Source organism: Pseudomonas sp. MLB6B, assembly GCF_054508135.1.
This window is the reverse complement of the sequence record NZ_CP199313.1, coordinates 1165183-1188143: the sequence shown is the minus strand read 5'-3', so window position 1 is coordinate 1188143 and position 22961 is coordinate 1165183. Positions and strand designations below refer to the sequence as shown.

17 protein-coding genes and 1 tRNA gene are annotated in these 22961 nt (G+C 59.6%); 10 read left to right on the top strand and 8 right to left on the bottom strand.

What is annotated here, in order from left to right; all coding sequences use genetic code 11:
• The first annotated feature begins 256 nt into the window (after nt 1-256).
• The 4 genes from dnaG to ACSMEV_RS04995 all read left to right on the top strand — a co-directional run bounded on the left by dnaG (nt 257) and on the right by ACSMEV_RS04995 (nt 8187).
• Nucleotides 257-2254 carry a DNA primase gene (gene dnaG / locus ACSMEV_RS05010; protein ID WP_459207505.1) on the top strand — a complete coding sequence of 666 codons (1998 nt, stop codon included), beginning with the start codon at nt 257-259 and terminating at the stop codon, nt 2252-2254.
• Nucleotides 2255-2321: 67 nt separating this feature from the next.
• A complete protein-coding gene (gene rpoD, locus ACSMEV_RS05005) occupies nt 2322-4175 on the top strand; it encodes an RNA polymerase sigma factor RpoD (RefSeq protein WP_459207504.1) in 1854 nt (617 codons plus the stop codon).
• Nucleotides 4176-4347: 172 nt separating this feature from the next.
• A complete protein-coding gene (locus tag ACSMEV_RS05000; RefSeq protein ID WP_459207503.1) occupies nt 4348-8094 on the top strand; it encodes a bifunctional diguanylate cyclase/phosphodiesterase in 3747 nt (1248 codons plus the stop codon).
• A 16-nt stretch (nt 8095-8110) separates the two neighbouring features.
• Nucleotides 8111-8187, top strand: a tRNA-Ile gene (locus ACSMEV_RS04995).
• A gap of 130 nt (nt 8188-8317) precedes the next feature.
• Here ACSMEV_RS04995 and ACSMEV_RS04990 read toward each other — a convergent pair.
• Complete coding sequence (locus tag ACSMEV_RS04990) at nt 8318-9283, bottom strand: tetratricopeptide repeat protein (protein WP_459207502.1); 966 nt, start codon at nt 9281-9283, stop codon at nt 8318-8320.
• A 652-nt stretch (nt 9284-9935) separates the two neighbouring features.
• On the opposite strand from ACSMEV_RS04990, the gene ACSMEV_RS04985 reads away from it, so the two are divergent.
• Together ACSMEV_RS04985 and ACSMEV_RS04980 are read left to right on the top strand one after the other, a co-directional pair.
• Nucleotides 9936-10406 carry a GIY-YIG nuclease family protein gene (locus tag ACSMEV_RS04985; protein WP_459207501.1) on the top strand — a complete coding sequence of 157 codons (471 nt, stop codon included), beginning with the start codon at nt 9936-9938 and terminating at the stop codon, nt 10404-10406.
• A 65-nt stretch (nt 10407-10471) separates the two neighbouring features.
• Nucleotides 10472-11452 carry an IS5 family transposase gene (locus ACSMEV_RS04980; RefSeq protein ID WP_459207500.1) on the top strand — a complete coding sequence of 327 codons (981 nt, stop codon included), beginning with the start codon at nt 10472-10474 and terminating at the stop codon, nt 11450-11452.
• Between the two features lie 209 nt (nt 11453-11661).
• On the opposite strand, the gene ACSMEV_RS04975 is transcribed toward ACSMEV_RS04980, so the two are convergent.
• The 4 genes from ACSMEV_RS04975 to ACSMEV_RS04960 form a co-directional block, all read right to left on the bottom strand.
• Nucleotides 11662-12336: a uracil-DNA glycosylase gene (locus tag ACSMEV_RS04975; protein WP_459207499.1), complete on the bottom strand. Its 675-nt coding sequence runs from the start codon at nt 12334-12336 to the stop codon at nt 11662-11664.
• Nucleotides 12337-12340: 4 nt separating this feature from the next.
• On the bottom strand, nt 12341-13546 hold the full coding sequence (locus ACSMEV_RS04970) for a nucleoside triphosphate pyrophosphohydrolase family protein (RefSeq protein ID WP_459207498.1): 1206 nt from the start codon (nt 13544-13546) through the stop codon (nt 12341-12343).
• Nucleotides 13547-13945: 399 nt separating this feature from the next.
• Nucleotides 13946-14557 (bottom strand): Nmad2 family putative nucleotide modification protein, encoded by a 612-nt coding sequence (locus ACSMEV_RS04965; RefSeq protein ID WP_459207497.1) that lies wholly within the window; start codon nt 14555-14557, stop codon nt 13946-13948.
• A complete protein-coding gene (locus ACSMEV_RS04960; RefSeq protein ID WP_459207496.1) occupies nt 14554-15006 on the bottom strand; it encodes a hypothetical protein in 453 nt (150 codons plus the stop codon). The genes ACSMEV_RS04965 and ACSMEV_RS04960 overlap by 4 nt, the downstream gene beginning before the upstream one ends.
• 480 nt (nt 15007-15486) lie before the next feature.
• Between ACSMEV_RS04960 and ACSMEV_RS04955 the strand changes: the two genes are divergently transcribed.
• The gene (locus ACSMEV_RS04955) at nt 15487-16212 is read left to right on the top strand and encodes an SMI1/KNR4 family protein (protein ID WP_459207495.1); all 726 of its coding nucleotides are present in this window, start codon (nt 15487-15489) and stop codon (nt 16210-16212) included.
• A gap of 5 nt (nt 16213-16217) precedes the next feature.
• Here ACSMEV_RS04955 and ACSMEV_RS04950 read toward each other — a convergent pair whose 3' ends face one another.
• From ACSMEV_RS04950 to ACSMEV_RS04940, 3 genes are all read right to left on the bottom strand, one after another.
• Nucleotides 16218-18737, bottom strand: coding sequence for a TonB-dependent siderophore receptor (locus tag ACSMEV_RS04950; RefSeq protein ID WP_459207494.1), 2520 nt, complete (start codon nt 18735-18737; stop codon nt 16218-16220).
• A gap of 78 nt (nt 18738-18815) precedes the next feature.
• Nucleotides 18816-19805 (bottom strand): FecR family protein, encoded by a 990-nt coding sequence (locus ACSMEV_RS04945; RefSeq protein WP_459207493.1) that lies wholly within the window; start codon nt 19803-19805, stop codon nt 18816-18818.
• Nucleotides 19802-20302 (bottom strand): sigma-70 family RNA polymerase sigma factor, encoded by a 501-nt coding sequence (locus tag ACSMEV_RS04940; protein ID WP_459207492.1) that lies wholly within the window; start codon nt 20300-20302, stop codon nt 19802-19804. The genes ACSMEV_RS04945 and ACSMEV_RS04940 overlap by 4 nt, the downstream gene beginning before the upstream one ends.
• A 195-nt stretch (nt 20303-20497) precedes the next feature.
• Here ACSMEV_RS04940 and ACSMEV_RS04935 point away from each other — a divergent pair, with 195 nt between their 5' ends.
• The 3 genes from ACSMEV_RS04935 to ACSMEV_RS04925 all read left to right on the top strand — a co-directional run bounded on the left by ACSMEV_RS04935 (nt 20498) and on the right by ACSMEV_RS04925 (nt 22796).
• A complete protein-coding gene (locus ACSMEV_RS04935) occupies nt 20498-21265 on the top strand; it encodes an NAD(P)-binding domain-containing protein (RefSeq protein WP_459207491.1) in 768 nt (255 codons plus the stop codon).
• Between the two features lie 131 nt (nt 21266-21396).
• Nucleotides 21397-22191: an OBAP family protein gene (locus ACSMEV_RS04930; protein WP_459207490.1), complete on the top strand. Its 795-nt coding sequence runs from the start codon at nt 21397-21399 to the stop codon at nt 22189-22191.
• Nucleotides 22192-22334: 143 nt separating this feature from the next.
• Entirely contained in the window at nt 22335-22796 is a 462-nt protein-coding gene (locus ACSMEV_RS04925) for an Lrp/AsnC family transcriptional regulator (protein ID WP_459207489.1), read from the top strand.
• Nucleotides 22797-22961 lie beyond the last annotated feature (165 nt).

The following is a 22961-nucleotide window of genomic DNA, read 5'->3' as shown; positions in this document are numbered from 1 at the left end:
TCGCGCCGGGCTAATGGCAGTTGTGGTTTCAATCCCTGAGCCATGCGCTCCGGGCGCCCCGGCACAAGCCATGGGCACTTCGCGATATTCGTCAGGCCTGGTCCTTGACCAGTGGTGCACGTTTTACTGACGAGCCTTTCGAGGCTACCCACGCGCACGTTCCAACCCGCATTCCTTATCTTTTTCATCACTGGCCGCCACATTGCGTTTGCGCGCGAGCGTCTAAACTTGCCAGTCGCCAGATGACGAGACCGCCATGGCCGGGCTGATTCCGCAGAGCTTCATCGATGACCTCCTCAACCGCACCGACATCGTCGATGTGGTGAGCTCGCGCGTGCAGTTGAAGAAGACCGGCAAGAACCTGTCCGCCTGCTGCCCGTTCCACAAGGAGAAAAGCCCCTCCTTCACCGTCAGCCCCGACAAGCAGTTCTACTACTGCTTCGGCTGCGGCGCCGGCGGCAACGCGCTCGGCTTCATCATGGACCACGACAACCTGGACTTCCCCCAGGCGGTCGAGGAACTGGCCCGCGCGGCCGGCATGGAGATTCCGCGCGAGGAAGGCCGGCGCAACCAGAAGCCGCGCCAACCGACCGACTCGCCGCTGTACCCGCTGCTCGAAGCGGCCGCCGAGTTCTTCCGCCAGGCGCTGCGCAACCATCCGACGCGCAAGTCTGCGGTCGAGTACCTCAAAGGCCGCGGCCTGTCCGGCGAGATCGCCCGCGACTTCGGCCTGGGTTTCGCCCCACCCGGCTGGGACAACCTGCTCAAGCACCTGGGCGCTGACACCTTGCAGCAAAAGGTGATGATCGATGCCGGCCTGTTGATCGAGAACGCCGAGAGCGGCAAGCGCTACGATCGCTTCCGCGACCGGGTAATCTTCCCGATCCGCGACAGCCGCGGCCGGGTCATCGCGTTCGGTGGCCGAGTGCTGGGCGACGACAAGCCCAAATACCTGAACTCGCCGGAAACCCCGGTGTTCCACAAGGGCCAGGAGCTGTACGGGCTGTACGAGGCGCGCAAGCACAACCGCAACCTCGACGAGATCATCGTCGTCGAAGGCTACATGGACGTCATCGCCCTGGCCCAGCAAGGCCTGCGCAACGCGGTGGCCACCCTCGGCACCGCGACCAGCGAAGAGCACTTGAAGCGCCTGTACCGAGTGGTACCCAGCGTGCTGTTCTGCTTCGACGGTGACCAAGCCGGGCGCAAGGCGGCCTGGCGGGCGTTGGAATCGGCTCTACCGAGCCTGCAGGATGGCCGCCGGGCGCGCTTCCTGTTCCTGCCCGAAGGCGAAGACCCCGATACCCTGGTCCGCGCCGAAGGCACCGATGCCTTCCACGCCCGCATCAACCAACATGCGCAACCGCTCGCCGACTATTTCTTCGAGCAACTGAGCAACGAAGCCGACCCGCGCTCGCTGGAAGGCAAGGCGCATTTGGCCACTCTGGCAGCACCGTTGATCGAACAGGTGCCGGGCGCCAACTTGCGTCAGCTGATGCGCAACCGGCTGCGCGAGATCACCGGCCTCGACCCGCAGCAAGTCGAGCAACTGGCACAGAAAGCACCGCCCGCCAGCGCGCCCGACTACGACCCTGGCTACGACTACGATGCCATGGCCACCTTTACTCCCGACTACGGCGACATGCCGCACGTCGAGCACTACGTCGGCCATCAGGAACAACCCGCGTGGGGCGCACACAAAAGCCAAGGCAAGAAACAGTGGCAAGACAAACCGTGGAAAAAAGGCGGCAAGCCCTGGCAGCGCGACGACCGCCGCGAGCCGCCGCCGCGGGTGCCGGCACCCGTGGAACCGCCCACCCTGTCAGCACTGCGCACCCTGCTGCACCATCCATTGCTGGCCGGCAAGGTCGAGAACGCCAGCCACTTCGCCGACGAAGAACATGTCTACAGCCAGTTGCTCGTGGCCCTGATCGAAGCGGCGCAGAAGAATCCTCGACTAAGCTCGATGCAACTCATCGCACGCTGGCATGGCACCGATCAGGGCCGATTGCTGCGGGCCCTGGCCGAAAAGGAGTGGTTGATTGACGGCGAAAACCTTGAACAACAGTTCATCGACACCATAACCAGCTTGTCCGCTCGTCAGCGCGAGCGAAGGCTTGAACATCTGATGAAAAAGGCGCGTCTAAGCGATAGCGGCCATGGGCCTGCGCTGTCGAGCGAGGAAAAAACCGAACTGGTCGCCCTGCTCATCCGTCATGTTCCAGCACAAACCCCGACCTCAACTGGCGCGTGAGGTCCTTGCTCGGGTATAATCCCCGGCTTGTTTTTTGCCCGCCAAGACCTTCAGTGGATAGGGTGTTATGTCCGGAAAAGCGCAACAGCAGTCTCGTATCAAAGAGTTGATCACCCGCGGTCGTGAGCAGGGCTACCTGACTTACGCGGAGGTCAACGACCACCTGCCGGAGGATATTTCAGATCCGGAACAGGTGGAAGACATCATCCGCATGATCAACGACATGGGGATCAACGTATTCGAGAGTGCTCCGGATGCGGATGCCCTTTTGTTGGCCGAAGCCGACACCGACGAAGCCGCGGCCGAAGAAGCTGCGGCAGCGTTGGCGGCCGTTGAAACCGATATCGGCCGTACGACCGACCCGGTGCGCATGTACATGCGCGAAATGGGCACCGTCGAACTGCTGACCCGCGAAGGCGAAATCGAAATCGCCAAGCGCATCGAGGAAGGTATTCGTGAAGTCATGGGCGCCATTGCCCACTTCCCGGGCACCGTCGATCACATTCTCAGCGAATACGAGCGTGTCACCACCGACGCGGGCCGTTTGTCCGACGTCTTCAGCGGCTACATCGACCCCGACGACAACATCGCCTCGCCCAACGACGAAGTGCCGATCCCAGGCGCCAAGCCGGCTGCGGCCAAGCAGGAAGGCGACGAGGAAGAAGACGGCGACGATAACGGCGACGACAGCGAAGACGAAGTCGAGAGCGGTCCCGATCCAGAGTTGGCCCGTCAGCGTTTCGGCGCGGTCGCCGAACAGCGCGACGCCACGCTCAAGGTGCTGAAGAAGCACGGCCGTGCGCACAAGGACAGCTTGGCCGCCATGGCCGCGCTGGCCGAGCTGTTCATGCCGATCAAGCTGGTGCCCAAGCAGTTCGAAGCTCTGGTCGAGCGTGTTCGTAGCGCCCTGGAGCGTCTGCGCGCGCAAGAACGCGCAATCATGCAGTTGTGCGTGCGTGATGCCCGCATGCCGCGTGCCGACTTCCTGCGCCTGTTCCCCAGCAATGAAACCGACCAGACTTGGAGCGGTGACCTCTCCAAGCGCAGCACCAAATGGGCTGCGGCCCTGGGTGAGAAAAACGCGGCTATCGTGGCTTGCCAGCAAAAGTTGATCGACCTCGAACAAGAGACCGGTCTGAGCGTTGCCGAAATCAAAGACATCAACCGCCGCATGTCCATTGGCGAAGCCAAGGCACGCCGCGCCAAGAAGGAAATGGTCGAGGCGAACCTGCGTCTGGTCATCTCCATCGCCAAGAAATACACCAACCGCGGCCTGCAATTCCTCGACCTGATCCAGGAAGGCAACATCGGTTTGATGAAAGCGGTGGACAAGTTCGAATACCGCCGTGGCTACAAGTTCTCGACCTACGCCACCTGGTGGATTCGTCAGGCGATCACTCGCTCCATCGCCGACCAGGCGCGCACCATCCGTATTCCGGTGCACATGATCGAAACGATCAACAAGCTCAACCGTATTTCCCGGCAGATGTTGCAGGAAATGGGTCGCGAGCCGACGCCGGAAGAACTGGGCGAGCGTATGGAGATGCCTGAGGACAAGATCCGCAAGGTCTTGAAGATCGCCAAAGAGCCGATCTCCATGGAAACGCCGATCGGCGACGACGAAGACTCCCACCTGGGTGACTTCATCGAGGACTCGACCATGCAGTCCCCGATCGATGTCGCCACGGTCGAAAGCTTGAAAGAGGCCACCCGTGACGTATTGTCCGGGCTGACCGCGCGCGAAGCCAAGGTGCTGCGCATGCGTTTCGGTATCGACATGAACACCGACCACACCCTCGAGGAGGTCGGCAAACAGTTCGATGTAACCCGCGAGCGTATCCGTCAGATAGAAGCCAAAGCGCTGCGCAAGCTGCGCCACCCGACGCGGAGCGAGCATCTGCGCTCCTTCCTCGACGAGTGACGATCAACCCCGGCCCAGGCCGGGGTTTTTTTTGGCCCTTATGCAGCAGCACGTCTAAATCGCAGCTTTTACCCCTAGCAACACCTCCCGCCAAGCGAAATTCCCCGTAGCCGAGCGCACCCGCAATGCCGGTCTACACTCGATTGACATGTTCCTGGATCGAGACCCCTTCATGCGTTTGTCGCTGGCCCTGCTCACACTGTTTCTTGCCACCTGGACGGCAACTGCCGGCGCCCTCACCCTTACCAAAGAAGAAAACGCCTGGCTCAGGGCCCATCCGCAGTTGCGCCTGGGTGGTGATGGTGCCTGGCCGCCTTTCGAATTCCGCAGCGGCGAAGGCCCGTTCCAAGGCCTGTCGGCCGACTACGTCGAGCTGATCCAACGGCGCCTGCGCGTCGCCATGCAGCCTGTCGCATCTGGCGACTGGACACACATGCTCGACCAGGCCCGCACCCAGCGCGTCGACCTGCTCGCAGCCATCATGTCCACACCCGAGCGTCAGGAGTACCTGTCGTTCACCCGTCCCTATCTGGACTTTCCCATCGTCATCCTGGCGCGCAAAGGCGGCCCGCAGCCGCGCACCCTGCACGACCTGTATGGCTTGAAGGTCGCCGTAGTGGAAGACTACGCCCCCCACGAACTGCTGCGCACCCACCATCCGGACTTGAACCTGGTGACCCTGCCCAACGTCAATTCGGTCTTGCAGGCCTTGGCTACCGGGCAGGTGGATGCGGTGGTAAGCGATCTGGCCTCGAGCATCTGGAGCTTGCGCGAAACCAAGCTCGATGGCCTGCACATCAGCGGCCAAACGCCCTATCGCTACCAACTGGCGATGGCGGTGCCGCGGGAAAATGCGATTTTGGTGACGATCCTGGACAAGGTCCTGGCCGACCTCTCCGCAAACGAGGTGAGCGAGATCCAACGTCGCTGGGTGGCCGATGTGCTCGACCAGCGCAGTCTGTGGCACGACGTATTGGTCTACGGCCTGCCGGCGCTGCTGTTGCTCATCGCCGGGCTGGCCATGGCCATGCGCATCAACCGCCGGCTGAGTTCGGAAATATCCCGGCGCATGGCCCTGGAGCAGGAACTGCGCAGCAGCGAGTACCACTACCGCAGTTTGGTCGAAAGCCTTTCGGCGGTGGCCTGGGAAGCCAATGCCAAGGACTTCACGTTCAGCTACGTTTCGCCCCATGCCGAAGGGCTGTTGGGCTATCCGCTCAAGGACTGGCTCAAACCCGGGTTCTGGCGCGGCATCCTGCATCCTGACGACGCTCTGCGCGCCCAGTCCTATTGCGAGCGCGAAACCGCAGCCAGCCGCCACCACAGCCTCGACTACCGAGTGATCTGCGCCGATGGCCGCACGCTGTGGGTGCGCAATATCGTCAGCATGATCAGGCAGGGCCATGCCCCGCTGATGCGCGGCCTGATGATCGACATCAGCGAGACCAAGCGCACCGAGCATGCCCTACGGCTCTCGGAACAGAAGTTCGCCTCGGTGTTCGAGCAATGCCCCGACATCCTGGTCATCGCCCGCCACAGCGATGGTCGGCTGCTGGAGGTCAACGAGGCCTTCGAGACGCAAACCGGTCTGAAGCGCAGCGAGGTCCTCGGCCACACTGCCACCGAGCTGGGCCTGTGGGAGGTCGAAGACAACGCCCCGGGGCTGTTGGAGCGCCTGCACCATGGCGGAATTCGCAATCTGGAAATGACCTTTCTGCGCAGCGATGGCCAGCGCTTCACCGGTCTGACGTCCGCCGAGACCTTCGACCTCGACGGCGTCTTGGCCTTGGTCGTGGCCGTACGCGACATCAGCCAGCTGAAGCAGACCCAGCAACAATTGCAAACCTCCGAGGAAAAGTTCGCCAAGGCGTTCCATGCATCGCCTGATGGCCTGCTGCTGTCGAGGCAGAGCGATGGCCTGATGATCGAGGCGAACGAAGGCTTCTGCCGCCTGACAGGTTACGACCTCAACCCTAAACAACGCAGCCAGAGAGCCGTGGACCTGAACATCTGGGCCGACCTGGAAGAGCGCCATCGGCTCGTCGAGCTGCTCAAGCGCGACGGTTTCGTACGCGACTTCAGCTGTCTGATCCGCCGTAGCGACGGCCAGATTCGCTTGTGCGAGCTGTCGGTCAGACCGTTGCCGATCGCCGGCGTCGACTGCATGCTGACCATCGCCCGCGACATCACCGAGCGCCACCTGATGCAGGAAAAGCTGCAACTGGCCGCCACCGTATTCGAAAATACGGCCGAAGCCGTGCTGATCACCGACACCGACCAGCACATCAGCGCGGTCAACCGGGCGTTCAGCGAGATCACCGGTTACAGCGAGATCGAGGCATTGGGCCAGACACCGCGGCTGCTGGCCTCCGGGCATCACGACAGCGCCTTCTATGCCGCTATGTGGCATCAACTCACCGCCGAAGGCCATTGGCAGGGCGAGATCTACAACCGGCGCAAGAACGGCGAGATGTACCCCGGCTGGGTCACCATCAGCGTGGTGCGCAACCACGAGCGCGAGATCACCCATTTCGTATCGGTGTTCGCCGACATCTCCAGCCTCAAGCACGCCCAGGCCAAGCTCGACTACCAGGCCCACCACGACCCGCTCACCGGCCTGCCCAACCGCGCCCTGTTCGAAAACCGCCTGCAAATCGCCCTCGCCGACGCCAATGGCACCAGCCGCCAAGGTGCGGTGCTGTTCCTCGATCTCGACCGTTTCAAGCACATCAACGACAGCCTCGGCCATCCCGTGGGCGACTTGTTGCTCAAGGGGATCGCCCATCGGCTCAAGGAGCAGGTGCGCGACGTCGACACCGTGGCGCGACTGGGCGGCGACGAGTTCATCATCCTGCTGCCGGGCCTGCACCGCCCCAGCGACGCGAGTACCATCGCCGGCAAGCTGCTGGCGTGTTTCGTCGCACCATTCCAGGCAGGCGAACACGAGTTCTTCACCAGTGCCAGCATCGGCATCAGCCTGTACCCACAGGACGGCACCGACGTCGCGAGCCTGATCCGCAATGCCGACGCGGCCATGTACCGTTCCAAGGCCAAGGGCCGCAACCGCGTCGAAGCCTATACCAGCGACCTTACCGCCCAGGCGAACGAGCGCATCGCTTTGGAGCACGAGCTGCGCCGCGCCATCGAACGCAACGAGCTGAGCCTGTGCTATCAACCCAAGCTCAGCCTCAAGACTCAAGCCTTGGTCGGCGCCGAAGCATTGGTACGCTGGAACCACCCGGTCTTCGGCGAAGTACCGCCCGAGCACTTCATCAACCTGGCCGAAGACAACGGCAGCATTTTGCAGATCGGCGACTGGGTGCTCGAGCAAGCCTGCAAGCAGATGCAGCAATGGAAAAGCCAGTACCAGGCGTTCGGGCCGCTGTCCGTCAACCTGGCCGGCGCCCAGCTGCGCCAACCCAACCTGGCCAAACGCATCGAGCAACTGCTGCACACCTACCAGCTCGATGCCGGCGACCTGCAGTTGGAGATCACCGAAAACTTCATCATGAGCCAGGCCGAAGAGGCCCTGGCCGTGCTCGACCAGCTCAAGCAGCTGGGTGTGCAACTGGCCATCGACGATTTCGGCACGGGCTACTCTTCGCTGAGCTACCTCAAGCGCCTGCCGTTGGACATCCTCAAGATCGACCAATCCTTCATCCGCGGCCTGCCCGAAGACGCCCACGACGCCGCCATCGCCCGCGCCATCATCGCCCTAGGGCGCAGCATGCAGTTGACCATCATCGCCGAGGGCGTGGAGACCCAGGCCCAGCAACAGTTCCTGGCGGCCGAGGGGTGCGAGCAGATCCAGGGGTACATCGTCAGCCTGCCGTTGCCGGCACGGGAATTCGAGGGAGTGTTTCTTCGTATAGCACTTTCGGATCTTTCGGATGGCAGTGAGGGTGATCCCTCGTTATAATCCGGCCTCCTTCTGAGGGCCTATAGCTCAGTTGGTTAGAGCAGAGGACTCATAATCCTTTGGTCCACGGTTCGAGTCCGTGTGGGCCCACCAACTTGTCGAAAGCCGCGCATTGCGCGGCTTTTGCGTTTCTGGTGGGCACACCTCAGACACAGTCCTATGCTGCTGTACCCCAGCGCCTCTCTCAAGAGTCGTTGAGCATTCTGCGCAAGGTCATCGTGGCTCAGGCCAGCAACCGTTCGATCAACGCCTGCTCGTAATCGTTGAGAGGCTGCTCCTCGCAGAGCTTGTTGGAGGCCGTGACCAGCGCCTGGCCCTCGACCTCACGCCCACTGTCGCCATATACGTGCCCAAGGTTCTCCAGCGACTGCAAGTTGCCGTGCAGAGAGAAGGAGATCAGGTACCAGCGCTCGGCCGCCTCGAGCTCGCCCAGGCGATGATAGGCCACAGCCAGGTTGTGCTGGGCGAAGACGTGGTCGGATTCCAGGGCCTGCAACAACGCCTGCTTGGCCTGCTGATAGTCTTCGAGCTGCAAGTACAGCAGGCCAAGATTGTTGTAGCCGTCGACATTGCCCAACTCGGCCGCGCGCCGGTAGGCCTGCTCAGCCTGCGGGTAGCGCTCGGCATCCAGATGGACGTCGCCGAGCAGGTTCAGCGCCTCCGGATGATCGTGGCGCACGGCGTTGTTGAGGTGCTCGACGGCGGCATCGTGATCGCCATCCTGGTAGGCCATGCTGCCAAGGTAGAAGTGGCTGCGCGGGCAATCCGACTCGGCGGCTTTCTGGAAGTGGTGGCGGGCGGTGTCGTGATCACCCTCATGGAAGGCCAAACTGCCGAGGTTGTAGTGGCTGCCTGGGTAATCGTGCTCGGCAGCCCTCTGAAAGTGTCGGCGGGCGACGTCGTTGTTACCGTCCTGGTAGGCCATGATGCCAAGGTTGTAGTGGCTGCCGGGGTAGTCACGATCGGCGGCCATCTGGAAGTGTCGACGGGCATCGGCGCGCTCCTCACGCGCCAAATTCACCGCACCGATGCCATTCATCCAGCGAGCGTCGGCGGGACACGCCTTGGCAAGGTCCTGGAAGCACTTCTGCGCGGTGTCCAGATCCTGCGCGCGAAACGCCGTCCAGGCCTGCTCATGGAGCGCAGTCGCCTGCTCGTCACTGAGCGTTTTTTTCTTCATGAACCACATGGTGCTTCCTACCTTGTGAGGGCCGGCCATTTTAAAGGCGTGTATGGAAGCCAACAAGGCAATGGCTCTGCTGGGCAGGTTCGAACCATACCAGCCATACCCAGGTTGCAGCGGCACGACGCACTGGCGCGTGCCCTGAGCATCAGCGGCGTTGCGCAGCGGACGCAGCAGCATCGCGGGTGGATGAAAAGAGCGCCAGCGATGCGCGCCGTTCTACCCTATCAGTTACTCCCGCGTGCAGATCGCCAATCATCAATACCAGGGCGAGCTACTTCAATATCTCCAAGGTACCTTTGCTGACATGCAGGCACGGCAGGGCAACAGACCGAACCATCGTTTCATCCATACGTTGGGCAACCTCTGTAGGTATTCGATAAGTCGATGCAACTCGACAGAGAGTGCCTCGATAACCGCCTATAGCCATAGCTAAGAATTCGTCGAAGGCTTGCTTTCACGGATGACAGCTCTCGGCCATAAGCGGACGCTTTGGGCTATCCCTTGCCCCGGTAGACGCTCGCATAAGGCTCTTCGACCTCAGCAAACATATTCCTGCCGTACGGCGTAATCCACGCGCGATAGACACGCTCAGTGTGAATCGAGTAGTGTCTCAGCCAAATTAGCTTAATCGTTATGCACAATTTGACTCTGAGAAATGAGTGAAGAAATTAGAAATTGGTATATTTATATTTTGAAGCTTGAATTGAACTCATGGTACGTGGGCACAGCTAAGGGATTGAGATCAAGGCTGCGAAGTCATGGCAAGAAAAGCCCTTATTCCACGTTAAAGAAAAAGGGCGCTTTCAAATATATGGAAAGCGGCCTTACGGGAAAGAGAAAAGCAACTCATTTGCACGCAGCCTTTAGATCAATTGGAGATTGCGCGTGGGTTACAGAGATAGAAAATACTATCACCGTAGCCCTGGGGCAAAAGTATGGTTTCGAAAAAGTCAGGGGTGGCTCTATAATCAAGCCCTGGGACTACGAACTAAGCGATACTGAAGTGAAAAATCTAATTCAAAGATTTAGTTGTAGCAACATTAGATTTAAATACAAGCTGAACGAAATAAATTTAACTCAAGAAAAGCCATTTGTCTTCCCGCTTACGCGGCGAAGGAACACATAGCTAGGGATTCTCCGAACAAGTCCCAGGTATGCGAAAATCGCCTGACCACCTGATTCGAGCCGCTCATGAGCCAGATGAGCTTTTCCGATTTCGAATATGCCGGCAAGCGCAAGCAGACACGCCGTGAACGCTTCCTCGCCGAGATGGATCAGGTCGTGTCTTGGGCAGGTCTACTGGGCCTGATCGAGCCGTTCTACCCCAAAACCGGCGGCGGTAGAAAACCTTATCCTCTGGACACCATGCTGCGCATTCATCTGCTGCAAAACTGGTTCTCCCTGAGCGACCCGGCCATGGAAGAAGCGCTCAACGAAATCACGCCCATGCGCCAGTTTGCACGCCTGACCTTGAGCGCTCCGATACCTGAAGACACCACGATCATGAACTTCCGGCACCTGCTGGAAAAGCATCAACTGGCGCCTGCAATCCTTGCGGTCATCAACGGTTATCTGCAAGAGAAGGGCCTGCCTCTGCGCCCAGGCACCATCGTCGATGCCACCATCACTCACGCCCCTTGCTCGACCAAGAACGAGGAAGGAAAGCGCGATCCCGAGATGCATCAGACCAAGAAAGGTAACCAATACTTCTTCGGCATGAAGGCGCATATCGGCGCCGATGCCCAGTCGGGACTGGTTCATCATGTTCATGGCACGGCGGCCAATGTGGCCGATGTCATGCAGGTCGCCGCGCTGTTGCATGGCGAAGAAAATGCGGTTTACGCAGACGCTGGGTACACCGGTATTGAGAAGCGTGAAGAGCATGAAAATCGTGAGTTCATCGGGCAAATCGCGGCGCGGCGCAGCACGTATTCCAGGCTCAATAAGCGCAGCGTGCTCTACAAGGCCAAGCGCAAGATCGAGTACTGCAAAGCTCAGACACGGGCCAAGGTCGAGCACCCGTTTCGGGTGATCAAGCGTCAATTTGGTTACGTGAAAGTGCGCTTTCGCGGGCTGGTGAAAAATACAGCTCAGTTGACCACGCTGTTCGCCCTGTCGAATCTGTGGATGGTTCGAAAACAGCTGATGGGTATGGGTGAGTTGCGCGCTTAACACGGAGAATCGGGCGAGAATGCCCTCAGCGCAGGCTGCATTAGGTTATTTTCAGTGAAAAGCGCCGATTGCTGAGCGGATTTTTGAATTATCGCTGCCGCGCGGTAAGTTGTTCGGGGCATCCCTAACACCATAGTGCGTCATTTCAGCTAAAGCGACCTTCAGAAAAAACCTGGCTATGTCGATATTCCAAGAGTGTCCCAGACCAGTTAAAACAAAGAGCTTTGATGCTGCTTAGCATTCAAGATTTCGATTGGTATATCGTAGAGAGCACTCATACCATTACGAAAATCTTTGATCCCGCCATAGCTAGGGTGGCGAATAGCAACGACTTCAACTCCAAAGCGATTTGCGTAATTAAAAGCGTCCTGACCGATCGCAACTACCCTACGGACTTTGAGCCACTTGATTAATACTTCATTCAGTCTCGCGACGGCTTGAAGCTCCTTGGCAGTAAATTTACGGTTAGTAAACGGGCTACCTGGCTCATGGGGATGGAACGGAAAAACATTCCACAATAGTGGTGGCAGTGCGACGGAACGCAATACTGACCAGATTTCAGAGGCAGTACGCTCAGCAACAGCCGGGCCTAGCGTTGCCTGCTTGAAATTCGAACCCGGATAGCGATGCGCCATCTCGGGCAGGTGGTATTCGTCCGTCAAAGCAAGGCCGGTTCGGCGGCCACCGCGGTAACCTAAATCTCGCCCCATCCAAATTGTATCCACACCAATGTCTAGCGCCGCCGTAAGGTAGCCTCGGAGATTGCGTCGGCGTGAGGATGCCGCATCGGTGCGGTCGTGGACTGGGCAGGTGTCGGCGTATGGATTGAAAACATTGTCTAGCTTAAGCTCGGACAAGGCGTTCACAAAAGCTGTAGGAGTCATAGGATCAGTTCTTGATAGGGGGGATAAAATCCATGGTGTGTTTAAGCACATCGACCACAACGGTGCCTCCACGGTTCTCTTGCAGCTTTCGGAAAATTTCAAAGCCGGCCACTATAGCCTTTTCCCACTGCCAGATTTGACATTTTTCCACCTCGTAGCCCTGCACCATGCTGCAAATCTGCTTCAGGACGCCATAATCCAGGCCACGCTGCCGATCGTCGGCATAAGAGCTCTGGTGATTTGCATGATTAAAAATCCAAGTAGCGATCCCTTCTTCAATGATCATCGCCCGGGCGCCATCTTCGTTCTCGTCTGTTCTAGAATTCGATTTGCGCTTACGTTTCAGTAGTCCCCGAAGTACTGGAGACCAACCCAGAAAAGCCAAGTAGGCAAGATGGAAAACGTCGTGAAATCGATAGTCATCGGGTTCGTTGCTATTGTCCGTAAGGCGATCACCTATGAACACACCGTTGAGACTTTGAACTACATGTCCCTTTTCGCGGGTACCTCTTTCGATGAAAGTTATTTCAAGGGTAGGAGGGAACTGCTCATGCTGAGGATAATCAGCATCAAACGGATTGGGATATTTACCTTCTTCCCCAGGCCACCGGCTATGAATCTTTGCAAGGTTGGAGCGTGCTACATCTTCAAGCCTTAGATCAAAGCTGGCGCATGCTATAGCAAGCTCGGCGAGGTGCAGCCCCATACCTTGGGCGCGGGCTTGAGGGCTCATCAACTGGTATTCCGACAAAGTCGTTTTAGCCATGGCACCAGCGTGATATGCCAAGTTACCTAGCTGGAATGATCGACTTATGGATGCTGGTACTCTGCGAATCTCCATCAAACTATCGATGTGCCGGAAGGTAACAGGGTGTACGGGATCTTGTTCGGACTCGCCATATTTTGTGCGCAGCAACCTGATACATTGATCACCCATGCTATTGGCATCTACCTTCAGAAATCCCGCAACGTTGACGAGATACCACAAAGCATCACCTAGCTCTTCCCCAGCCAGCTCTGTCTCGGTAGATGCGAGTTTGTCTCTCACAGACTTTTTAAGGGCTGATAACAACCCGCCAATCTCTCCAAAATAGCCAAATACGATTTTCTGAAAACCGCTTTCATCCTGTTGAAACTGGTTAGTTAATAAAGCTTTGACTTCGTAATCGAAAAGTGAGACGGGTACAGCTTGAGGAACAGGCTTTGACATGGAAATTCCTTTTATCCATTATTTACAATACACTTGCAACACTTCCCAAAACCACCTCTCTTTTGCACTGATAAAACTATCTCTCGTGACGAAAGCGCGACACACAACATTAACAGAACAAAAAATGGCTAAGGGTAAATCCATGCAATATTAAAAATCACATAAAACAATAATATCCCGCGGTATGCTCTTTCATTCACCTTAGCTGAAAGTAACTCACATCAATCCATTATACATCTACCCTACACGCTGTCTGATAACCCATGGAATGAGGGTCAGGCAAGGCCAGTGGCGGCCCAGGAAAAACTGTTGAAAGCGCCTACTTGGGCACCCCAACAGTTTCCAACGCAGCATGGACGAGTGTTCGGAATCTCCAGACAGAGCCCAGATTTCAAGAACTTACCGCCAAGATGCAGGACGACCTAAGTTCCCTCTCTTTGGCAAGGAATCAAACCAGGCTACTACTTCAGCTCTGAATTTTTCTGAAAAAATTGACCGGAAATTCCTACCATTAGGAAGTAAATCATCGCCATCCAGATCTCGTAAATTAAGGGGCATTACGGGAGCATTCGAACCCCAGTAAACAAAATCCGTACCGACTAAGACATTGTCCGAACCAATATCTCTTTCTAGATTGCCTTTGTTCACTATCCCACCCTCATAACTGTGATGAGAATCCTCTTGGATCCAGCCATCATCCCCCATATGATAGATATTGTCCCCGTACGCTGCGGCATTGCTAGAGAAAAAATTGGCTTTTTTTACGGAAAATCTAGGATCATTCCAGTATTCCTGAAAAGTCAGTTTCTCAGAAATCCGCATAGCAAAGATGATCTTCCCTAGCATCTTCAGTTCTTTGCTTCCGCAGCCAACTACTATGTCACCAACCTGCGCGCCTTTTCTGATTTGAGGCTTGCATGTCGCAAGAGTGCATATGCCATGAAATGGATTTGGCGCGAATCCGTAATCTCTGGAAAGCTTATAGGAATAGACTCTAGGAATATCGTTCATTGGCATTTGATCCTGGGAATAACGCGTTTCCCATCAGCAGATCCATTCGGACTTTCCCACACCGGCTTCCCTTTAATAACATCGGCTAACTGAGGACTACCCACACAAACGATAGAGCTAGCTAGATCATCAAATATCTGGGGGATGAAATTGATGTCTTCAACAACAGCGACGATCGCCTTACCCGAACCGCCAGCATAACCAGCGGCAGCCGTCAAGCCATCATGATCTTCTTTAGGTATTAAAAACACACAAATTGCCGCACTATCGATGCAGTTTTTTACAGCTTCAGGGAGGCTAGCCCCCCCAGACTGAGCGGCTTCCACAATTTCTTGATCAGCCCCAGCCGTACATACTTTGAAGCCTTCGGCGGTAAGCTGAGAAAAAATTTGCGAAGCCTCATTTTCTAGCCCAGTAGTAAACACAACGCATGCCTTCGCGTTAGACATAAATTTTCCTTTTTATGACTCAAATTTAAAATTTGAAAATATCGTCTTGCCAAAGCGCTCGACGGTAATTGCCAACGTACCCCGTCTACATTTCGACATCACCTGGCCTACGAAATGTCAACCGCACCGATTGACACATCTCCGTACACTGATCGGCAAGGTTGACGGGCGTGTTGACCAAACACCACTTGGTTTCGTTCGCTCCAGCACATTGGCTTACTGAATCTACAACATGATGCCAATTTGCCACAAGCGAAGACCGACCGTTTGGCAGAAAATGCCCATAATTGGAATCCTTGTTGGCCCACCATCTTGTTGAAAGCCGTGCATTGCGCAGCTTTTTGCGTTTCTGCACAAAGCACCTTCGGCAGCGGGTAGTCCACCCCATATGCGAGCCGGCTTTGCTGCCTGTATCCGTCATTGCAGCCCCAAGACTCCCTTAATAGGATAAAGACTAAAACCTGGCCAGAACCCGACGCCATGCCACGCTTTACCCCCTTACTGCACACCTTCCTGGCCCACCCCATCGTCGTAGGCGACCTGCTCCTGCCCACGCGCTATGCGCACTTCGACACCCTGGAAGTCTTCCAGGTAGGCATACGCACCCACGGCCACACCGGCGAAAGCCTGGTAAGCGAAGCGGACGGCGCATGGCATCCCGATTGGTACGCCATCGCCCAAACCGGGCTCGACGACCCCATCTTCATCGCCGCAGACCAGGCCGACCGCGGCTACCCGGTCTATTACGCCCCGCATGGCGCCGGACGTTGGGATGCGCTGGAGATCGCGCCGAGTTTGGAGACCTTTGCCCGGCTGTTGCAGGCACTGGCAGACACGCCAGACGCCGGCCAATGGCAAACCTTGATCGAAGCCGAAACCGGCCCTGCGAATGCGTTCTGGGAAGAGGTCATCGACGCGCGCAAGCAACCTGCGGACCTGGAGGAAGAGCGATCGCTCGACCCTCCCCCCTACGACCCGAGCGATTTCGAGTCAGGCGATCTGACTGTCACCGACCTCGGCCCACAGAAACTGCGCGTCGTTCAGCTGGTCAGCAAACACCTGGGCATACCGCTAAAAGAAACCCTGGCGCTCGCCGACACGCCGCCGCTGAAAGCAGCGAGCGGCGTGCGCAAACGGCTGCGGACTCTGGAAGAACGGCTCAACGCGCTAGGCGCACGAACCCGATTCCAGAAGACGCAGCCCTAACCCCCTTAGAACTGGTAACTCACCGTCGCATTCACATTGCGCTCTTCACCCAGGTAGCAATAGCTCAGGCTTGCGCACGAGGCGACGTAGGATTCGTTCGTCAGGTTGTTGGCATTGACCCGCACATCCACACCTTTGAGCCCCACCTTGCCCAAGTCGTAGCCCACCGACGCGTCGAACAACGTGTACGACGGCACCTTCATGGTGTTCTCGGCGTCGGCCCAGCTGTACCCGACATACCGCACCCCACCGCCGACCCGCAGACCGTCCAGCGCGCCGCTGTTAAACGCGTAGTCGCCCCACAACGAAGCCATATGCTTCGGCGCCTGGGTCGGCGAATTGCCCTTGTTGTCGATGACGTTGCCGGCCGTACTGAAAGTGCTGGGCATCGACTTCGAATACTCGATGTCGGTCAGGGTGTAACTGCCCAGCAGTTTGAAGCTGTCGGTCACCTGCATGTGCGCTTCGAGTTCCAGCCCTTGGGAACGCACGGCGCCAACGGGGCGGTAGAAGTTCTCTTGCGGCAGTTTGGAGGCCAGGTTTTCCTGCTCGATGTGGAATACCGAGGCGGTGAACAGATCGTCCGTGCCCGGCGGCTGGTACTTGATCCCGGCTTCCCACTGCGTGCCGTCGGTAGGCGCCAGCGGGCTGCCGGTATTGTCGGAGTAGGAATTGGGGTTGAAGGACTCCGAATAGCTCAGGTAGGGCGCAATGCCGTTTTCGAACAGATAGAGCACGCCGGCGCGGCCAGTGGTCTTGGTGCGCTTGTCCTCGATTTCGGTGCCTTCCGGACGCCCGAACTCGGCGATGCGGTTCTCGTCCGAGGTGGTGACCCAGTCGTTGCGCAGGCCCAGGGAGAAGCGCCATTGGTCCCATTCGATCAGGTCCTGGGCATAGACCCCGGTCTGCTCCAGGCGGCGCAGGTAGCTGGTAGGGCTGTAGTAGTCGATCGCGTCTTTGCCGTAGACCGGATCGAAGGCATCGAGCGAGGCGACCGCGCCGCTGCTCCAGTCCACCACCGTCTTGCGCCGCTGGTAGTCGGCGCCCAGCAGCAGCGTGTGCTTGGCACTGCCGGTGAAGAAGTCGGCTTGCAGCATGTTGTCGACGATGAAGGCGTGCAGGCGCTCTTTGCCGCCCGAGTAGTAGCGGTTCAGCTCGTTGCTGGTCGGTGTGGTCCAGCCATAGCCGTAGATCTGGTCGAGCTCGACTTTCGAGTCTTGATAGCGAAAGTTCTGACGGGCCGTGAAGACATCGTTGAAGCGGTGCTCGAACTGGTAGCTGAAGGACTGCTGGTCCCGGCTGTAGCCATCGACGTTCGGCTCGCCATCGAAGAAGTGCTCGGAAATGCGCCGGCCGTTGCGCTGGTGCAGGCTGCCGTCGGCCGGTACGCCGCCATGGTAGCCACCCTCCGGGTCGTGCTGGAGGTAGGCCTGCAACGTCAACGAGGTGTCTTCGGAAAAGTCGATGCTGACGGTAGGCGAGATGGCGTAGCGCTTTTCCTCGACGTGGTCGAATTGCGTGTCGGATTTGTCTGCCAGGCCGATCAGACGGTAGGCAATGCGTTTGTCGTCATCGACCGGCCCGCTGAAGTCGAAGCCCATGCCGCGTTGGCCCTGGGTGCCTACGGTGGCCTGGATCTGGTGGTACGGCGTGTACAGCGGCTTCTTGCTGGTCAGCGCCACCAGGCCGCCGGGGGAGCTGCGCCCATAGAGCACCGACGACGGGCCTTTGAGGATGTCGACGCGCTCGAGGAAGTACGGATCGACCTGCATGGTGCTGAAGGTGCCGCTGTCGCCCATCGACTTCAGACCGTCGAGATAGATGTTGTCCACCGCGCCGTCGTTGAAGCCGCGCATGGCCACGTAGTCGTAGCGGTGGGTGGCGCCGTAGGGGTTGGTCAGCACACCGGGGGTGTAGCGCATGGTCTGGGCGACGGTCTGTGCGCCTTGGTCGTCCATCTGCTGGCGGGTCACGACCGAGACCGATTGCGAGGTTTCCACCAGCGCGGTACTGGTCTTGGTCGCCACCTGGCTGTGGGTCGCGGTGTAGCCGTCGACGCTGCCCAGGGCGTTACCCAGGGTGAAGCCGCGTACATCCGTCGCCGACAGGGACAAGACGTCGCCCTCCTGCGCAGGGCGCAGCACGTAACTGCCCGTGTCGGTGGCCACGGCCTGCAGACCGCTGCCGCTCAGCAGCAGCGCCAGGGCCTGCTCGACCGAGTACTGACCCTGCAAACCGGGGGACTGCGCGCCGGTCGTCTGCTGTGGGGTGACCGACAGGGTGATCCCCGCCTGGCGTGCGAACTGGTTCAGCGCCTCGCCCAGCGGTGCGGGTGCAATGGCATAGGCCCGCGTGCTGGCGGCGACGGCCGTGGTTTCCTGGGCCTGGCTCTGCGCAGACAGGACGCCGACGCCCAGCGCCGTGGTCAGGGTCGCGAGCCGAACCGCACTGCTCAGACGGTTGCGTCGTGCGCCGGCGCGGTCGACGGACGAGCGCGCTTGGGAAGAGGTCAGTTGCCGGGTCATCGGGAGTTCCGTAAGGGGTGGAGTCGAGGGGGTGATTCCCTCTTAGCCGGACGACTGCGCAAAACCCGCCAAAAAAGATCAGGCCTGGCGCCGCAGGGTGACCCACCAGCGCGTGCGGTACTCCACGCGCACGGGCAGCGTCTGCGCCAGGACGGCCAGTAGCTTGTCCGTATCCTGCAGGCGAAACACGCCGGACAGCCGCAGGTCGGCGATGTCGTCGGTGCAAGCCACACGCCCCCGGCGGTAGCGCGCCACCTCGGCCAGGAAGTCGTGCAAGCGCATGCCGCGGGTGACGATCAGGCCGTCGACCCAGGCGGCCGCGTCCATGTCCGGCTGCGCCACGCGCAGCACTCGCGTGGCGCTGATTCGGTAATCCTGGCCGGGGTGGACTTCGATCGGGTTGGCGTTGAACGGGCGGATCAGCACTTGCCCAGCCGTCACGCTCAACCGGGTCTGGTCCTTGCCCTGGCGCAGCACGAACCGCCCGCCCAAGGTTTCGAACACGCCGTGCTCGCTACGCACCTGCAACGGCCACCGGTTGTCGGCCGATGGCCGGGGCTCGGTCTCCAGCTGAATCTCCCCACGTGTGAGGCTGATCGAGCGGTGGCGAGCGGTGAAGTGCTGGTCCACCGCGCTGTCGGTGTTGAGTTGCAGCCGGGTGCCGTCGGCCAGGCGGAAGCTGCCGCGCTCGCCGACACCCGTGGCGTAGTCGGCGCGCCATGCCTGCACGGGCGACAGGTCGCGGGCGAACCAGGCAGTGGAACCGAGCACTGCCACGCCCGACAACAGCTTCAAAGCCTGGCGTCGGTCCAGCCGCTGCCGGCTCTGCTCCAGCGCTTCGACCGCCACGGCGGGCGCGGGCAGCGCCGCGAATTGCGCGTTCAACTCACCGTTGAGCGCCTGTACCCGCTGCCAGGCCCGCTCATGCTCGTCCGTCTGCGCCCGCCAATGCTGGCATTGCTGGTAGAGCCGCGAATCGCGCGGGTGGACCTGCAAGCGCAACGACCACTGGATGGCCTGCCTGACCACCGTCTCGCAAGGCGCCTCGGCCCTCGGGGCACGGTTCATGCGCCGTATCGCAGCAGGTAGCAGTGGTACAGCGCATCGGCGACGTAGCGCTCCACCGACCGCAGCGAAACGCCCATCCGCGCGGCGATCTGCTGATGGGACAGGCCTTCGCATTGCGCCAGCAGAAATGCCTGCCGCACCTTGGGTTTCAAGCCGTCGAGCATGCGCGCGATGCTTTCGAGCAATTCGAGGATGAGCTCGCGGGATTCGGGCGAAGGCGACTCTAGCTCCGGCCGCAGGGCCAGGGCTTCCAGGTAGGCACGCTCGATTTCACCACGCCGCCAATGGTCGATCACCAGGCCCTTGGCGACGGTGCGCAGGAAGGCGCGAGGGGTTTTCAGCTCCAGCCGCTCGCGACGGTTGAGCAGGCGGATGAAGGTGTCCTGGACGAGGTCGGCCGCGTCGGCGGCGTTGTCCAGCTTGCTGTGCAACCAGGCCTGCAGCCAGCGGTGATGGTCGACGTAGAGGGTGGTCAAGCTCGGGTGATGGGAAGACATTAGGGCGCGTCCGAGCGCTGCGTAAATGATAATTGGTCGCATTGTGGGCAAGTGCCAGGGGATTTGCAATCGTGATGCGGATAGAGATGCCGGTATCGCTTTCGCCTAGTCGCAAACCGCGGGTGTCTGATCGGTCTATTTGCCAAGCGCAGCTATGCCACACTGCCCACCTTCCCCCAAAGACACGGAGCGAGCATGCAGAGCATAGGCATCCTGGGCGTAGGCGAACTGACGGAGAAAGTCGTACGCGGTCTACGTCATGGCGGTCATACCGGCGCCATTCATCTCTCCCCACGCAATCGGCAACGCGCATCGGCGCTGCGCGACGGGTTCGATTGCCGGGTAATGCCCGACAATCAAACGGTGGTCGAGCGGTCGAGCGTGCTGATACTGGGCGTGCGTCCGGACGTCGTCGCGCAGTTGGCTGGCGAAGTGTCGCTAGGCGCCGACCAGACGCTGATCTCGCTGGTGGCGGGCATGCCGTCGAGCACGCTGGCTCGGCACTTTCCCGAAGCCACCATCGTCAGGGCCATGCTGTCCTACGCGGCCGAAATCAACGCCACGACCGTCGTGACCTACCCCGACAACGAGGCTGCCCGGCAACTGCTGGCGCCCTTGGGCACGCTCATCGCGCTGCAAGCGGAAAGCGCCTTCGAAGCAGCCACCGTCGCAGCCTGCATGAACGGCTGGTTCTACTTCTGGCTGCAAGACCTGCAGCGCTGGTTCGTCGAACAGGGCCTGCCGCACGCGCAGGCCAGGCAATTGGTGTTGAGCAACCTGCAGGATTGCCTCGCCAGTGCCCGCCACGCCCCGGATACGGACCTCCAAGCGCTGGGAGACGCCATCGCTACGCCTGGCACCTTCACCCGACAAGGGCTGGATGTGCTTCGTGAGCGACAGGTGTCTGCCCCTTGGACGGCGGCGTTCGACAGCGTACTGCTCACGCTCGGGCGCGACGGTTGAGCCCATTCGAATCGATTCGTTCGAAGACTGTGACGGGCTTGGCACCTCTATGCCCCTTCCCCCCCATACACGCTGAACAGGCACCTGGGCGAGGTGGTCCTCTGCAGCACACACGCCAAGAGACCACCGCCATGCGCCCGCCTCACCTGCTTGCCGCCCTTCCCCTCGCCTGCGCCCTGATCGGGGGCTGCGCCGCGCCGAAAACCGAATCGGCGGTCGACGCGCCGGGCCGTCCCGAATCCGCCAAGACCCAACTGCTCGAAGCCGGCGCCGCCACCTTGCAGGCCAAGACGCCGATTTCCAAGATCAACGCCTACCTCGACGGCTTCCACTTCTACAATGGCCATCCGCACGTGCAGATGGAAGCGCACCACTACTGCTCGATCCTCAACGAGGACGTGATCCAGTGCGTCATCTTCGACGGCAACCGTGAGGACGCGAAGATCATGGGTGTGGAGTACATCATCGACGAGAAGCTGTTCGCCGGTTTGCCAACCAAAGAGAAAGCCTTGTGGCACAGCCACGGCTACGAAGTGTCCTCGGGCCAATTGGTCGCGCCGGGGATTCCGGCGCCTGCGGAGCATGCGTTGATGGAGCGCCTGGCGCATACCTACGGCAAGACCTGGCACACCTGGCATACCGACCAGGACAAGAACCTGCCGGTGGGCGTGCCGCAACTGATGATGGGCTTCACCGCCGATGGCCAGGCGGACGCAGCGATGGTCGAGCAGCGTAACGCGCGGCTGGGCATCGACACCGCGAAGACCAGACAGCAACGCGCGGACATCGCCATCCCCCGCCCCGATCCCGCTGCCGACGGCGGACGACACGGCAAGGCGTACCAGATCGAGGACCCGACCGGTGGCCACTTGCACCAACCTGCCACTTCGACGCCCGAACAGAGGAATAGCCGTTCGAGCCAGTGAAGGCGCTACGCCGAGTGCCATGCTTGCGTAGGTAGCAAGACGGCCCAGCGCCACGGATGTCGGCAGGTCTAACTAAGAGTCTCGGGCTTGCCGACCGCCGTTGCCGATAGCTAGTCTGCTTTCCCCGCCTATAGAGACTCGCCATGTCACCTGCACGCCCCGTCACGTTGGATGACACCGACCGTCACTTGATTTCGCTGCTGCAAATCAACGCCCGCGCCAGCGTCGCTACCTTGGCGCGGGAGCTGGGCATTGCGCGCACCACGGTGAACTCGCGCCTGGCCCGCCTGGAGAAGGCCCAGTTCATCACCGGTTATGGCGTGCGCCTCGGGCAAGGTTTGCTCGAAGGCGGCTTGCAGGCCTACGTCGGCATCAAGGTGCGTCCACGTTCGGGCAAGGACGTGGTCAAGCGCCTGAGCGCCATGGGCCAAGTGCAGCAGCTGTGTGCGGTGAGCGGAGAGTTCGATTACGTGGCCTGGCTGCGCACCGACTCGCCCGAGCAGCTCGACCGGTCGTTGGACCTGATCGGTGGGGTGGAAGGGGTCGAAAAGACCACCACCTCGATCATCCTCAGCAACAAGCTCGATCGCAGCGAGCGACGCTGACTTCGCCGAAAGCTCCGTAGGCTTCGTCGTTTTGTTCGAAAACTGGGCGAAACGCTGACGAATTGCGTCTTATCTACGAGCGTTGCCCTCTCTAAACTGACCCTCAGGCATCTTCCAGGCCGCGGGTCCGGAGGCAATGCTTCCTACACACGGAAGCGAACCCCG